Raw genomic sequence first — 15273 nt, 5'->3', positions numbered from 1 at the left:
GTAGGAGTTGCTTTAAATTGACCGAAATATATTGACTTTATGCATAATATTAGCTTTAAACCAGTAAAGTAGGTTTTAACACATGCGTTTTCTCTGTTTTAACTATGTTTTTTTCTTATCCTTATGCTGTGTTCTGCTTTTTTCATTGCCTTCAACCAAAGCTCAAACAAACGATACGTCAGTAACAGAATTTATCCCTACACCACAAAGAAAAAAAAAGTCAATTGAACAATTTAATACTGCTGTTATGAAACGAACAGCACAAATAAGGCAAATCATTGAAATGATAGAAACCGACAAAAGTGAAGAGTTTACCCCAATTCCAAGAAGAAAAAAAAGTGTAGAAAAAAAACTGAGGGAGGCTGTAAAGCCTAGAGAAACAAAAAATGAAATAAAAAGTGAAAAGAGTGTTGAAGGTAAAAAGAACGAGTTAGTTGTAGCAGAAATTATTAATTCTATAAGAAACAAGCTTACAAAATGTTGGAGCATTCCTGAAAGCATAGCTTACAAAGAAAATTTTAGTATAAAAATTAACTTATTATTATCCAATCAAGGTGAAATAGTTATGGCTGATGTAGTGGACAGTAGTTCCTATAAAAATAATCCACTTTTCAGGTCAATAGCAGACAGCGCAATGCGTGCAGCATATAAATGTAGCCCAATAAACGGCTTACCCATTGAATATTATCACATTTGGCGTGAAGTGACATTAGACTTTATTTTAAATAGGTAAAATCTTACAACAGACTGCTTACATTATTTTCTGTCATCTAAGCATTATCCTATTCAAGTAGCTGATACTGGTTTCTTTATGGCAGCGTCATCCAAGTAGCCTACACTTGTTCAATTATGACGGCATCATTCCAGCGCTTGACACTCGAATCCGGAAAAAAGAACATTGCTAGTTACTTGCATGACATCTCTCTAATTGCAACCAATCTAAACATTAAGAAATTTACTAAATAGAAAAAAAAGGTAAAGAAACCCCGGGTAGCGAGGCTTTGCCTCTAATACTTTGAACTAGCGCTGTAATAATGTGCTAACGCTTAATTTAAGCGCGGTTTGGCTGAACGTAGAAAAGATTTAAAAGACATGCAGCCCCAATAATTTGATGTAATCGGCTAAAAAATATCCTAAGTTTTTTACTGAATTTTGTCATTGAACCTGCAGATCAAAAACAAATTTTAGAGTTATAAAAACCCTTAACGCTATGGCAGTGAAGCTGGCAAAATTTGTCAAGCAATATAATATTTTCTGAAATAAATGGCCTTATGTTACAATGAACATTTTCGATATGGAAAGCTAGATCCAAGCAGTTAAGCTATTTGGATGACAAAGAAGGGCCGACTAATAAAAAAACTCTATAGTCAGCGGATTTTCAATCAATAACAGCTAAAGATCTTTCTGAAACATCAACTTCTTTTATACTTGTAACTTTAGCGTCCTGATCGAATGAAACCTGCAGAGACTTACTGCTATATTTTCTTTTTCCTAAGAAATTAGATTGTTTAATTTTATATGAGATATAATACCAAACATTTTCATCAAATTTAGATATTAATGTTGGTGACCCTAAAATGTGAACCACTTTTTCTTTATCGTCACCTACTTTTACCTTGCTCCACAATTTAACACTAATGCCCGGAGCTCCGTGATTGTGAATAGTGTGTGTGCAGGTTATTAAAAATAGTAAAACAGGGAATATTAATGCTCGCATCTCTTTGATAAATCGTTGTGAAATTACGATACACTAATAAACTACCTGTAGTCAAATTTTTCAAAAGTTAAATTGACTGATTTTTGATATCGCTTAATATTGTATTTACTTCAGGAAATAATAGGTATCATATGTCATTGTTAGAAGCAGATCCAATATATAAACCCTTTCATTACCCTTGGGCATATGATGCGTGGCTACAGCAACAGAGGATACATTGGATACCTGAAGAAGTTCCACTTGCTGACGATGTAAAAGATTGGAAAACTAAGCTTTCAAATATGGAAAAAAATTTACTGACTCAGATTTTTAGGTTCTTCACTCAAGCAGACATTGAAGTAAACAACTGCTACATGAGACATTATTCAAATATACTTAAACCAACAGAAATATGTATGATGCTTGCAAGCTTTTCTAACATGGAAACCATACATATCGCAGCTTACTCTTATCTTTTGGATACAATTGGCATGCCAGAAAGTGAGTATCAAGCATTTTTGAAGTATGATGCTATGAGAAAGAAGTATGAATACATGTTGGAATTTGAGGAAAGTAAAAAACACGATAAAAAACACGTAGCTAAAACTTTAGCAGTATTTGGTGCCTTCACTGAAGGGCTGCAGTTATTTGCATCATTTGCAATTCTGCTCAACTTCCAACGCTTTGGAAAAATGAAAGGCATGGGACAAATAATCGCTTGGTCAGCACGTGACGAAACCTTGCATACCAATTCAATTATTAATTTATTTAATACTTTTATTAAAGAGAATAATGAAATTTGGAATGATGAGTTCAAAGAGGAATTATACTCTGCATGTCGCACTATTGTTGGACTTGAAGATGAATTCATAAAGCTCGCTTTTGATTTAGGAGACGTTGAAGGGCTGTCTGCGGAAGAAGTCCGCAATTATATACGCTACATAGCAAATAGACGGTTAACGCAATTGGGTCTGAAACCCATATATAATATTAATAATAATCCCCTTCAGTGGCTTGATGAAATACTAAATGGCGTAGAGCATACGAATTTCTTTGAAAATAGAGTAACTGAATATAGCCGTGCAGCAACTCAAGGCACATGGGAAGAAGCTTTTGCTGAAAACGATACTGACAATAAAGAGCGCTAATTAGACTCCTTGTGTTACATACTGTCATCCAAGTAGCTTGTACTAGTATCTGGAATCTAAGTAAATAATGCTAAGCTGAAGACACCAGTTCTGTAAAATAAATCGATTGACATACTATTTATAGTATATAGGCTGCTTATATAAATTCAGGATACAAGATAAACCTAAAAAAGCTGTAAGTATAAAAGGAGCAAAGTGTTTAGTTTAAATTATTTAATGATTATGGAAATAGCAGCAATAATAGGAATTACAGCACTATCATTTTCAATTGTAGATGCAATTGGAGTAGGTATCGCAGTTAAGTGAGCCAAAAGAGTTAAGAAGTACATACTTAATAAACCAACGAAACCACCAGAGGAAGAACCTGGACCTTCTCAGCGAATAAAACCAGAGCGCTTATTAGACAGCGAGTTAAGTGAGGTTAGGCTAAGTATCAGCATGCACAGACCACTGATGCTAATTTACCACAATAACTGCTCCGTGGCAGTGTTTGTACTTCTTCCCAGAGTTACAAGGGCACTTGTCGTTTCTTGAAACTTTGGGAAAATTGTCCTTTTTAGTAGGGTGTAACCTATTGCCTATTTCTTGGTCATCTGCCAACTTAAAGTGCGCTAGGCGGTGAATGGTAAGTTCTTTCCACTTCTCAAGCATTGACTCAAACATCAAGAAGGCCTCGCGTTTAAATTCATTCAGCGGGTCTTTTTGTCCCATGGCACGCAAATTTATGCTTTGCCTTAAACTTTCAAGAATTGAAAGGTGTTCCCTCCATAAATGATCAAGTGTCATAATCATCACTTGCTTCACTATTATATTCCATAAATTTGTAGTTTGTTGACTATTGAAATATTTTTCTTTCTCGGCAAAAAACCCCTGTATATCACTATTTATATAATCCAAAGCTTCTTGTTTGTTCAAAAACTTTGCCAAGTTTTCTCTATTGAGTGTTATCCCATACCTCGTATGGAATTCTTTGGCAATATCTTCAACATAATCTTCATAATAACCACTTTGTACTATACTTTCTACTATGCCCTCATTTACTTCACTATATACTTCAAACAAATCATTGATTGCATTGCCTAAGATATGATTTCTCTGTTCAAAAATAACTTTACGTTGGTTATTGATTACATCATCAAACTTAAGTAAAGACTTTCGCACATCATAATTTCGAGCTTCAACTTTCTTTTGTGCCTTCTCAAGTGCTTTATTGATCCATGGATGATGAATAGCTTCGTTGTTCTTTAGCCCCACTCTTTGTAAAAAACTTCTCATTCTATCGGAGCCAAATATTCTCATTAAATCATCTTCAAGAGATAAAAAGAACTTAGAAAGCCCAGGATCACCCTGACGGCTAGAACGGCCACGTAATTGATCATCTATCCTCCTGCTTTCGTGTCTTTCTGTTCCAATAACGCACAAACCACCAGCTTTTATAGCAATTTCCTTATCTTTTTTTACCCTCTCGACTATTTCTTGGTATTTTCTCTCTCTTTCATCGTCATTCTTGATCTTCTTTAGTTCTACCTTTGCAATCATTTCAGCGTTTCCACCAAGCTGAATATCAGTTCCACGCCCTGCCATGTTGGTTGCTATGGTGATATTGCCTGGCACTCCAGCTTGTGCTATTATATATGCCTCTTGTTCATGATAACGAGCGTTTAGCACTGAGTGCTTAAGAGAATTGTTTCGTAAAAGCACAGAAAGTTTCTCAGAGTTTTCAATGCTTACCGTGCCAACCAGGACCGGTTGAAGGCGTTTGTGGCATTCTTCTATAAACTTTAACACAGCATTAAATTTTTCTTTTTCTGTACCATAAATTTCGTCATCAAGATCTATTCTTTTTACAGGCACGTTGGTTGGTATTTTCACTACATTTAGTTTATATATATCGCGAAATTCTTCCGCCTCTGTTGCTGCTGTTCCCGTCATACCAGAAAGTTTATTGTACATACGAAAGTAGTTCTGAAATGTGACCGATGCCAAAGTTTGATTTTCACGCTGAATTTCAAGATTCTCCTTTGCTTCAAGTGCCTGGTGAAGGCCATCAGAATATCTCCTGCCCTCCATCATACGTCCAGTAAACTCATCGATAATTATTACCTTGCCATTCTTTACTATATAATCTTTATCAGCAGTAAAAAGCTTATGCGCACGTAACGCCTGGTCTATATAGTGAGTCATTACCATGTTGGTGGTATCATAGAGAGAAGAATTTTCAGGAATGAGATTATATGACCTGAGTAGTTCCTCCACTCGTGAAATACCATCTTCAGTAAGGAATACCGCCCTACTCTTTTCATCTACTTCATAATCAGAACCAACTAATTTAGTAACTATTCTATTTATGTGCTTATATATTTGATTGTTCTCTTCAACTGGACCAGAAATAATAAGCGGAGTACGCGCTTCATCAATCAATATGGAGTCTACTTCGTCTACTATTGCGTAATTAAAGCCTCTCTGAACCATATCTTCTCGAGAAAATTTCATATTGTCTCTCAAGTAATCAAAAGCTAGTTCATTGTTTGTTGAATACAAGATATCTGCACTATAAGCCTCTTTCCTCTCTTTATCTGTTAAATCATTCGTAATGAATGCAACAGAAATCCCAAGAGAATTATATAACTTGCTCATCCATTCTGTGTCCCGTTTTGCAAGGTAGTCGTTAACAGTTACGACGTGCACGCCTTTTCCTTCCAAAGAATTAAGATATGCAGCTAAAGTTGCAACAAGTGTCTTTCCTTCTCCTGTCTTCATTTCTGATATCATACCATTGTGAAGCACCATTCCACCGATCAACTGAACGTCGAAGTGTCTCATACCAAGAAATCTTCGCGATGCCTCGCGCACAACTGCAAATGCAGGTATGAGAAGGTCATTTAGTGTTTTTCCGTTCTTCAATTCCCGTTTAAATTCCTCAGTCTTACCAGCAAGCTCCTCATCAGATAAGCTCTGCATATCTTGCTCTAGCGCATTTATTTGCTGAGCAATTTTTCTGAAGGACTTTATTATCTTCTTATTTGTAGATCCAAATGTCCTTTTTATAAAAAGAAGCGACAATGTGAAAATGAAGAATATAAGGACAGCTGTTAAAGCTAAAATAGAATCTGGCATAAATTAAGTAATATCGACTTAATTTTAGATTATATTAATAAACACAGCCCGCAGCAATGATATATTAGATTTAGAAAATCTTTGGAAAGTCTTATTTAAACCAAGAATTAAGAGTTTGCTAAGCAATTCCTAATTTTTGAAGCCCTTCTATCAACATGTAAAGACTATATTGCATTATTTTAGGTGTTTGGTAGACTTTAGCTTTTTATAGAATGAAGTTACTTGTAGTCTTTAGTGGATTATGAAAGTAGAAAATAAACAGTCTGAAGTACTTAGCAATTTTTCATTTAAGAAGAGAGATAGTGCATCAACAGGTGATCATGGTTGTAAGTATGAAGTAAAATTACTAATTTTGTAACTACTTCGTGGGTTAAGTAGTAAAATTGACTTTTGGTTAGCATCAAACATAAAAGGTTTTGGGGCCTTTGATAATATTTGTTTTTAATGTAAAGATCAGGAAATAAATCGAGAACTATCTTAGTTCAAGCTAAGCACCGTAATAACCATAGTTCATTAGCAAGTATTACTTTTGAAGATTTGTTTATTGATGGAAACGATAGAAAGTAACAGGAAGAAGATTTCGGGTTAAACAAATATTTTTTTGAATCTGATCTTAAGATTAAGCAAAGCACTGAGTTTCAGAATAGTGGTATTATACTTAACGTTCATACTAATGTTAATGTGAACTTAAAAAAAGTTACAGAAAAGAGGGCAGCGTAGAAACATTGGAATAGTATTTGGAAGAGTCAAAGTTAACAGATGACAAAACTTTAAATATTTATGAACGTCGAAAAGGAACGTGCTATAAAGTAAGAAATCATACTGAGCTGAAAAAATACTTCAGTTGCGGTAGTGAAAGTGAAATAGAAGATTTTTTACTTAGACTAAGGTTTGTAGTTAATCAACCTAATCATTCAGAATTAGATAATATTCTTAAGAAAGAAATTAAGAAAGAAATAGGGAATATATATAAAATATCAGGAAAAGAAGATATTGATAAGGTTTTTGTCTGTATATATGACAAGGTAGAAAAATGGCAGGCAAAATAGGGTAGTAAAGTTCCTTACCTAATAAGAAAAAACGATTATTTTAAAGGAAGCTATGGAACATCTTTACAGTCTAAAACCTAGAGAAGATCTGTTTGAATAGTGGAACATTCCACTTAAAATAGCTAGTGGAAATTTCATTGAACGAGAATATCTCAATGAAAAAATATTAGATCGTCTAAAAACAGAAAACGAGCTAGTCATATTAGTTACTTTGCAGGGTTTAGGCGGAGTAGGTAAAACGCAGTCGGTGTTAGATTTTATTCAAAACATGGGGAAAAATATAAGTGAATATGTTGGTTGAGTGCGAAAGATGAGGATCAGCTAATCAGTGAGTATGTTAAGTTAGGGAGGACATTAAATATTATTTGCGATGAAGACAAAATCCCGCTGCACAGCAAGCTTGTTATGTGAGAAGCTGGCTAGAAGATTCTAAACTTGAAGGTGGTTATTGATTTATGATAATATACCAAATTATGAAGTCATTTCTAAGCTCAGACCTGCAAAAGGTGGTAAAATAATAGTTACATCTCGTAATACTGAATGGCCACAAGGAAGTATAGTTGTAGACGTTTTTACTTCTCCAGAATCAGAATCATACATAAAAAAAATTTTGGGTCAGATTTAAGAAAGTGATAGGTCAAATATAGATGTACTAGCAGAAAAATTAGGTAAATTACCTCTGGCTTTGGCTTAGGCTTGCGCTTACATAAAGGAAATAAAATAACTATCTTACGGTACTTAGAAATTTATGCGGAGAGGAAGCTTTATTTATTATTTCATAAAACACTGCCTAAGGATTTTAATCATTAATCTGTGTTTATTACTTAGGATATCACAATGGACGCAATTTATAATGAGTCTAAACTAGCAAGCAAATTGTTAGTAGCTTGTACATATTTAAATAATGATCTTTCTAAAGATTTGCTCAGAATATTTCTCGAAATTGTAGAAAACAATTCTGAGGAAAAACCTTTTGAAGAAGTATTATCTATATTATTAAGCATATTCTATGCTAGTATCCAATGAGCAGAGTGAGATAGTATTTTTACTCACTGTTTAGTACAAGATGTCATTAGGCTAAAGTCAGAGGAAGGTGGAAAAATTAAAGAAGACATAGAAACTGTTTTTCAACTATTACAAGAGAGTTTTTCTCACGGCAGTGAAAATTAGAAGGTTATGCTAAGAAACGACAGTTATCGCCGCGTTTAGAAGCATTTCTATCACATATAGATAATTGGGTTAGAAGAAAAACCTTTGGAACCTTCAGAAAAGCAAACAATAGAGAAAACTTATCTTGTAGATTTGTTAATATGAGTGTATAATGGGTACTATGACTTTAGTAATTCTAGAAGACGCAAGGAGCTGCTTGAGCAGCTTTAGCAATTCAAGAGAAGCATTATGGTTTTGGTCATTCTACAATTGCTATAATACTAGTAAACCTAGGTGGCGTTTATAGGAGTTTAGATGATCATAAGAAACAAAAGGAATGACTTGAACAGGACTTACCTGTCTTTAAAAGCATTATAGCTCTGATTCTTTTCTAGTTGCTACACTACTAACAAGCATCGGTGTCACTTATAGGTAACCCTAAGAAAAAAAAGTTGTTTGAACGTATTTTACCTGTTTTCAAAAAACATTATGGCCCTGATCATTTCAAAGTTGCTATTACACTGACAAGCCTAGTTATCACCATGGGTACTTAGGTGATCATAAGAAAAAAAAAGAAGTTGTTTGAACAGTCTTTACCTATCTTTTAAAAAACATTACAGTTCTGATCATCATGAAGCTGCTAAATTGCTGGCAGAACTGGATGATATTTAGGTTCTTAGCAATACTAGACTGACAGCAACTCACTTTTTACACTTCCAAAACTAATCTGTTTGGATCTTCTATGTAATTTTTTATTTTAACAAGGAAAGTTACTGCTCCTTTGCCGTCAACTATTCTGTGGTCGTAAGAGAGAGCAATGTACATCATAGGTCTGATTTCCACTGTATTACCTACAGCAACTGGCCTATTTTGTATTGAATGCATTCCAAGTATTCCAGATTGCGGAGGGTTTATTATCGGAGTGGAAAGAAGTGAACCGTATACTCCGCCGTTTGAAATAGTGAATGTTGCACCTTCCATTTCTGATACTTGTAACTTGCCTTCTCGGGCTTTTTTGCCAAGAGCAACTAAAGTTAACTCGATTTCCGCAAATGACATCTGATCGGCACTCTGAATAACTGGTACAACAAGGCCTTTATCAGTGCCAACAGCAACTCCTATGTCATAGTAATGTTTATATATGATTTCTTCGCCTGAGATTTCAGCATTAATTTCAGAGATCTCTTTCAATGCTTGCACCGCTGCCTTTATAAAAAACGACATGAAACCAAGCTTTATCCCATATTTCTTTTCGAAAGTTTCCTTATATTTTGCCCTAAGATCCATGATATTTTTCATGTCAATTTCATTGAACGTGGTCAGTATTGCAGCAGTGTTTTGCGACGCCTTCAAACGAGCAGCAATCACTTGCCTTATTTTGCTCATTTTTACTCGTTCTTCCTTTCGCTCTCCACTTGCTGTACTTTTTGGCAGTTCATATCGCTTTATAACAGGTTGTTCAGCGCTTGGATTTTTGCTTGTATGGCCTATCACATCTGCTTTTGTTATTCTATTCCCCATACCAGTTCCCTTGACACTTTCAGCACTGATGGCATTTTCTTCCATAATTTTGCGGGCTGACGGAGCGTCTTTTTTAGTAGAACTTTCGCCTTTATCTTCTTTTTTCGCTTCCTCTTTTACTTCCCCTGTGGAAAGTTTTGCTAACAATTGATCAGGACTTATTACATCATCTTCCTTTACGAAAAATTCAGTTATTTGTCCTGAAGCTTCTGCAGCTAATTCGAGTGCTGTTTTGTCAGTTTCAATCTCAAAAATCAAGTCATCTACTTTTACTGCTTCACCAATATTTTTCTTTATTTTCACTATACCTTCTGTGACCGATTCACCACCAAGAGTTTTTGGTGCTCTAATTTCTATAATTTTGCTCATAAAACGACCTTTCGTACAAACTTGCTATAATTTTATACATGAAAAGAAACATATAATAAACTAATAAATTTATTAGATCTTTTATCATTTAGAAGCAAAAAACGGGTAACATACTCCCAAATGTCATTCCAGCACGTAACGCTAGGCCATAAGAGCTACAAAAATTACTTGACAAATTTTGCCAGCCCACTTGTCATGGCATAGAGTGTTTCTGACTAAGAACTTGTTTTTGATCCGCGCGGGTTCAATGAAAAAATTCAGTAAAAAACTTAAAGTATTTTTTGGCGGATTACATCAAATTATTGGGGCTGCGTATCTTTTAAATTTTTTCTACATTCAACCAAATCGCGCTTAAATTAAGCGTCAACAAATTATTACAGCGCCAATTTAAAGTATTAGAAGGTTAAAACTCGCTATTAGTGGGGTTCTTTGCCTTTTTTTTCTATTTAGTAAATTTCTTAAATATTTATAGCTAAAGCAATTCATGAACTAGACAGTAAGGTGTCATTTCAGCGCATGACGCTGAAGTTTGATCTAGATCCCAGTGTTACATACTTGGATGACAGATGGTAGTGTGAAAAATCCTTTATAACTTACTTTTAAGTAGCCTAACCCATGCGTGCCAATCTCTCTGACCAAGATTACTTTCGAAAGACAAAAGATCCTTTAAGGCTTTTGAGCAAATTTCTTTACTTGGAATTGATAACTCCCTATTCATCGCTAAAGTTAAACATCGAGTTTTGCATGCTTTTTTTAAGTGATATGTATAAAACATTGCTTCTTGTATAGTCCGACCACACGTTATAGATCCATGATTGCGCATTAACATCACAAAATTTTCTTTCAGATCAGCTATTAATCTCTCTCCTTCTCCATCATCAAGTGCCAGAGAGTTATAATCATGGTAAGATATTGTATTATAAAAGTGTAGTGCCCATTGACTCGTTGGAAGTAGCCCCTCTTTGAGAGAGGAAACTGCCACAATAGAAGGTGTATGTAGGTGGAAAATTGCTTGAATATCTTTTCTTGCTTTATAAATAAAGCCGTGGATTATATAACCCATTTTATTATATTAATATTCTTTGCCCTCAATTACATTTCCATCAAGCGATACTTTTATTAATGAATTTTCGTTCACTTCATTAAAGCGAATACCAAATGGATAAATATAAAACGACTTTTTATCCTCAGAGTGCACCGATAGGTGAGCATATGTACAATCATCCAATTTAAGGTAAGACAAAACCTGATAGGCGTAGACTAAGTCCCTTTTTACCTCGCTCTTTTTCAGCAACACAATTTCTAACTAAGACCTGCTAAAGGCTTATACAAGAAAAAAGACTCATAGTAAACTAGTAATTTTAGTTTGAAGTGAGGTAAATCAGGAAAAGGAGCTGTTAATTCTTAGTAAATAATTCGCTATTACACAACCTATATAGCCTATATGGAGTTTATGTTTCTAAATTACATAATACCTTAATCATTAAAATAATTTTCTATATAATGTTTCAAATGTTTTAAAGCTTAAGTTTCATGTTATTATGAATATAGATTTCAACATTATAAATAATATGATAAACTTTAACACAAAGGAACAGATAACAGGATTTTTCGTATATATTATCGGCTTTTCAGGAAGTGGTAAGCTTTCTACAGCAATAGAATTATCCAATATGATAGACGCACTGATTGTAAACAACAACTTTTCTAATAACACTCAAGTTCGCTCTATATATAACAAAGTTTTTGAACATGACCCAATCCCTGAAGAAGTACAAGATGGAATATACAACGTTGCACAAATTATGCTTCAGGTAATAGAAGCTTATCCTATTCACTCAAAAAATTATATATTTATCGATGAGTTGATGAAAAATAATGACTACAACATAAAGATGTATAACTCAGTAGTAGAGCTCGGTAGAAGAATGGGTACAAAAATTATTCCCATAGTGCTCAAGTGTTGTTTACCTACTTTACAAAAGCGCATTAAACTAAAAAGGCAAAGGGAAAATAGAAAGTTTAATAACGTAAGTAGCATTATAGAAAAATTTAGAGCTTATAATTTATTTATACCACCAAGAGCTATAGAGATAGAAAATTCAAACATGAGCATAAAAGAAGTAGCCGAAGAAATAACAAGTCAAATGTATAAATTTAGTCCAGTTAATGGTGTTTACGAAAAAGAATAATCTATAATTATTTTATATACTGAGGCTCACTTAAATATAGAGCTTCAACGTCATTTAATTTTTGTTTATTTTCTAGTCTATGACGGACTAATAGCCCTGCATGGCTAGCATTTAGTTCTGGTAAATTGCAATCCATGTATGTAATGCAATCATTTCTTGTTGTTCCAGTGTTCAGACACTGGGATCCAGCAGTGTCATGCGCTGCAATTGGATTTGATAGTGGCAATAAATTGAAATTAAACAACTGCGTATAAAACCCTTGAGTATTTTTGATCATAGCCCTGATATTTTTTCTGCTATTTGCACAAAGCAAAGATATTACGTATGCCTGAACCTCTAATGCATTAACTCCATATAACGGCTTATTCGTAGCAAGATTTATACCCTTTACAGCCGATATACCAACCCTAATTCCAGTGAAACTTCCCGGTCCAACTACTACTACTAAATGGTCTACCTTATCATAACTATAATTGTGCTTACTGAACAGAATATCTAAAATTTGAAAAAATGATTCCGCGTGGCTATTACTGGTGGAATTGCGTTCTACAAAACACTTGCCATCGTGATCAATTATCGCTATTGAACTGCTAGAACCCACAGTGTCAATTGCCAGAATGGACATTACTTAAGCTTACCATAGAGCTTTGTAAACATTATAGTAAAAGCACCATTACCCATAACATTTGCTGAAGTTATTATTGGGTCAAACACTACATATAATGCTGTAATTAACGAAAGCATTTCCGGAGAGAATTTAAGATACTTCTCAAGAATAGGTAACATTACCACAATTCCTCCTGCTGGAACTGCAACGATAGCGAATTTAAACAATAAAAAATAGAGAAGAAAAGTTATATAGTCTGTTGTTGATAATGCATAACTAGAAGTAATCATCGTTGACAGTATTACAATAAAAAAGCAATCACCTACTAAATGAAAGCTAGCGGTTATTGGTATAATAGACGATGCTACCTCAGGTTGTTTTACATTTTTTTTGCTTCCTTCAAGAGTAAGTGGCATAGTTGCACTACTAGACATCGTGCCCATTGCAGTAATAAATGCTGGTATCATATTACTTATATTAGTTATCCAGCTTGTGATTTTGAATGAATTTGCTGCTCCATATAAGAGAAAAATATAAAGGTAAGTTACAGACGTTATAATAATAAAAATTATTGAGCTATCTTTAAATATTACAGATAAAACTTGATCATGTTGCATTTTTAAAACAAGCCCAAGTACAAATATTGGAATAACCGGTGTTAAAAATGTCTTCAGAAAAAATAAAGTTAAATCTAACATTTTGCGCGAAAGTTCCTTGCTTTTCTTTGGTAATAATACAGACACCGCTATGCTAGATAAAAATCCATAAGCGAGAGCATGAAAGTTAGAAAGGAGTAGCGGCAGCTTAAACGACCACAAAGGAGCAATTGTTTCCTTATACTTTATATCTTGTATTGAACAAGTGTTTTGTAGGATAAAATGTCCAACTGAATAAGCTATTAAACATGAAACCAAATTTGATAAGAAAATTACTACAATAATTAACAATATAAACTTTACAGCCGATTGCTTAAGATTGTTAACACTGCTAAAGATTAACGCAAAAATAACAAAAGGCATCGTGAACAACAAAATTTCTTTGATGCTCAAGCTCACTGAGCACAAAAGGGCTTTTGCTTCTACTGGAACTAGATGACCAAAAAATACAACTGAAGTGATAACAGCAAGTAAGGTTAATAGTTGTAGCATATTCTGATATAACGATTTCCTAGGGACATAATGCGGTAAGTTAGTTGTCAAGTAAAGCAAAACTACCTAAACTGCTGTTGCATTTATTAAAAACTCAACTTCAGCCCGGCCAAGAATACGTAACCTGAGTTGTTTTTGGACTCTTCAACGGGCTCTTCGGTATTAAATTTTACAATATCGAAATAGTATGAAGTGCCTACAAAAAGAGAACTTTCAAGACTTAAAGCATATGATGTTAATTTGCTTGTACCTTTGCTTACAATATCCCTACCACTATTGAAATATGTTAAGCTCAATTTGCGAGAACCAGAGCGGTAAGCAACGCCAGCATTCGTATAATATGTGTTGCTTACTTCAGGATCAAGCTTTTCACCAGATTTACCGCCGCTACCGTACGAAGAAATGCAATCAAGATCAAACAACTTTAGCTTCAAACCAAAATTCCAGTGTAATAATTGATTACGGCATTTATACCCTTCACGAGTTCCATCTGAGCAATCAGTCAAATTTTCTCTTGCAAATTCACCAGTCAAAGCAGCGGTAAAATTTACATCATCTGATAGGCTATTTTTATAAGAAAGGCCAGCAGCAATTAGATTATTATATTGTAAGTTATTTTTTCTTGGAACATAACTGAGTCCCAATTGAAAGTTATAAAACTTAGGTGAGATATAATTTATTACTGGTTGCTTTAACTTTAGTTCAAGTCCATTATAATCGCTGTAAATATTGGGCTTAACCCAAAAGAACCTGTCTTTATCATATCCAGCGCCATAGTTTTTCTTTTCACTACCACGCAAATTCGCGTAGTTTGCCCAGCAACCGTTTACTCCTCCGGCAGCTGCATAAATTTTTGAAGTGTTAATTAGCATACTTTGGCTAACTAAACTTTTTTTACCATATTCAATCGATCCAAGTCTCCGATTTTTAATGATAAAATACCATTTCTTCATGTTTAATTTTTCTATGTCTAAAGCCTTTAGGTTTGCAATACTAGAAACCCCCGCTTTAACATTAAAGCCCATTTGGGTGTTTTGATAAACTTGTTGTAAATAAAGAAAGCGCAAGTATGAGTAACTCGAAGTCTTATCTCTAGGTTTAACATCGAAAGAATCTTTATTAAAAGCGTAACCAAACCTCAAGTCTATTTTTCCATCTAGTTCTGCATAAAATATTTCTTTGTTCAGAATTACCCTAGCACTAGCGCTATTTTGCAAAAACAACAACGAAAGCAGCGTTATCAGGTAGTATCCTAGTTTCATGAATAAGCTTAAAAT

At 34.2% G+C, this 15273-nt stretch carries 11 protein-coding genes and 1 pseudogene; 5 read left to right on the top strand and 7 right to left on the bottom strand.

The window, feature by feature from the left end:
* Window positions 1-82: 82 nt before the first annotated feature.
* Window positions 83-733: a hypothetical protein gene (locus QUS22_RS00675; protein ID WP_289513078.1), complete on the top strand. Its 651-nt coding sequence runs from the start codon at window positions 83-85 to the stop codon at window positions 731-733.
* Between the two features lie 645 nt (window positions 734-1378).
* Here QUS22_RS00675 and QUS22_RS00670 read toward each other — a convergent pair.
* Window positions 1379-1717, bottom strand: coding sequence for an outer membrane protein assembly factor BamE (locus QUS22_RS00670; protein ID WP_289513077.1), 339 nt, complete (start codon window positions 1715-1717; stop codon window positions 1379-1381).
* A 131-nt stretch (window positions 1718-1848) separates the two neighbouring features.
* Here QUS22_RS00670 and QUS22_RS00665 point away from each other — a divergent pair, with 131 nt between their 5' ends.
* Entirely contained in the window at window positions 1849-2844 is a 996-nt protein-coding gene (locus QUS22_RS00665; RefSeq protein ID WP_289513076.1) for a ribonucleotide-diphosphate reductase subunit beta, read from the top strand.
* Window positions 2845-3300: 456 nt separating this feature from the next.
* On the opposite strand, the gene secA is transcribed toward QUS22_RS00665, so the two are convergent.
* Window positions 3301-5961 carry a preprotein translocase subunit SecA gene (gene secA, locus QUS22_RS00660; RefSeq protein ID WP_289513075.1) on the bottom strand — a complete coding sequence of 887 codons (2661 nt, stop codon included), beginning with the start codon at window positions 5959-5961 and terminating at the stop codon, window positions 3301-3303.
* 737 nt (window positions 5962-6698) lie between these two features.
* Here secA and QUS22_RS00655 point away from each other — a divergent pair.
* Together QUS22_RS00655 and QUS22_RS00650 are read left to right on the top strand one after the other, a co-directional pair.
* On the top strand, window positions 6699-7010 hold the full coding sequence (locus QUS22_RS00655) for a hypothetical protein (RefSeq protein ID WP_289513074.1): 312 nt from the start codon (window positions 6699-6701) through the stop codon (window positions 7008-7010).
* A gap of 448 nt (window positions 7011-7458) precedes the next feature.
* Window positions 7459-7635, top strand: a complete 177-nt coding sequence (locus QUS22_RS00650; protein WP_289513073.1) for a hypothetical protein — start codon at window positions 7459-7461, stop codon at window positions 7633-7635.
* Between the two features lie 1232 nt (window positions 7636-8867).
* Here the strand turns inward: QUS22_RS00650 and odhB are convergent.
* Window positions 8868-10049 carry a 2-oxoglutarate dehydrogenase complex dihydrolipoyllysine-residue succinyltransferase gene (gene odhB, locus QUS22_RS00645; protein ID WP_289513072.1) on the bottom strand — a complete coding sequence of 394 codons (1182 nt, stop codon included), beginning with the start codon at window positions 10047-10049 and terminating at the stop codon, window positions 8868-8870.
* A 586-nt stretch (window positions 10050-10635) separates the two neighbouring features.
* Window positions 10636-11346 (bottom strand): annotated as a pseudogene (locus QUS22_RS00640) (class II aldolase/adducin family protein).
* Window positions 11347-11620: 274 nt separating this feature from the next.
* Between QUS22_RS00640 and QUS22_RS00635 the strand changes: the two are divergent.
* Window positions 11621-12241 carry a hypothetical protein gene (locus QUS22_RS00635; RefSeq protein WP_289513265.1) on the top strand — a complete coding sequence of 207 codons (621 nt, stop codon included), beginning with the start codon at window positions 11621-11623 and terminating at the stop codon, window positions 12239-12241.
* A gap of 7 nt (window positions 12242-12248) precedes the next feature.
* Here QUS22_RS00635 and tsaB read toward each other — a convergent pair whose 3' ends face one another.
* The 3 genes from tsaB to QUS22_RS00620 all read right to left on the bottom strand — a co-directional run bounded on the left by tsaB (window position 12249) and on the right by QUS22_RS00620 (window position 15258).
* Window positions 12249-12866 (bottom strand): tRNA (adenosine(37)-N6)-threonylcarbamoyltransferase complex dimerization subunit type 1 TsaB, encoded by a 618-nt coding sequence (tsaB, locus tag QUS22_RS00630; RefSeq protein WP_289513071.1) that lies wholly within the window; start codon window positions 12864-12866, stop codon window positions 12249-12251.
* Window positions 12866-13996, bottom strand: a complete 1131-nt coding sequence (locus tag QUS22_RS00625) for a cation:dicarboxylate symporter family transporter (RefSeq protein WP_289513070.1) — start codon at window positions 13994-13996, stop codon at window positions 12866-12868. The genes tsaB and QUS22_RS00625 overlap by 1 nt, the downstream gene beginning before the upstream one ends.
* An 86-nt stretch (window positions 13997-14082) precedes the next feature.
* Window positions 14083-15258, bottom strand: a complete 1176-nt coding sequence (locus QUS22_RS00620) for a porin (RefSeq protein ID WP_289513069.1) — start codon at window positions 15256-15258, stop codon at window positions 14083-14085.
* Window positions 15259-15273 lie beyond the last annotated feature (15 nt).

Source organism: Wolbachia pipientis, from assembly GCF_030373985.1.
Lineage (GTDB): Bacteria > Pseudomonadota > Alphaproteobacteria > Rickettsiales > Anaplasmataceae > Wolbachia > Wolbachia pipientis_D.
The sequence above is the reverse complement of the archived record's forward strand: the minus strand, read 5'-3'. Positions and strand labels throughout refer to the sequence as shown.

Excerpts from the sequence above, each read along its gene's own strand:
- QUS22_RS00675 (WP_289513078.1), top strand. The coding sequence starts at position 83 with ATGCGTTTTCTCTGTTTTAACTATGTTTTTTTCTTATCCTTATGCTGT.
- QUS22_RS00670 (WP_289513077.1), bottom strand. The coding sequence starts at position 1,717 with ATGCGAGCATTAATATTCCCTGTTTTACTATTTTTAATAACCTGCACA.
- QUS22_RS00665 (WP_289513076.1), top strand. The coding sequence starts at position 1,849 with ATGTCATTGTTAGAAGCAGATCCAATATATAAACCCTTTCATTACCCT.
- secA (WP_289513075.1), bottom strand. The coding sequence starts at position 5,961 with ATGCCAGATTCTATTTTAGCTTTAACAGCTGTCCTTATATTCTTCATT.
- odhB (WP_289513072.1), bottom strand. The coding sequence starts at position 10,049 with ATGAGCAAAATTATAGAAATTAGAGCACCAAAAACTCTTGGTGGTGAA.
- QUS22_RS00635 (WP_289513265.1), top strand. The coding sequence starts at position 11,621 with ATGATAAACTTTAACACAAAGGAACAGATAACAGGATTTTTCGTATAT.
- tsaB (WP_289513071.1), bottom strand. The coding sequence starts at position 12,866 with ATGTCCATTCTGGCAATTGACACTGTGGGTTCTAGCAGTTCAATAGCG.
- QUS22_RS00625 (WP_289513070.1), bottom strand. The coding sequence starts at position 13,996 with ATGCTACAACTATTAACCTTACTTGCTGTTATCACTTCAGTTGTATTT.
- QUS22_RS00620 (WP_289513069.1), bottom strand. The coding sequence starts at position 15,258 with ATGAAACTAGGATACTACCTGATAACGCTGCTTTCGTTGTTGTTTTTG.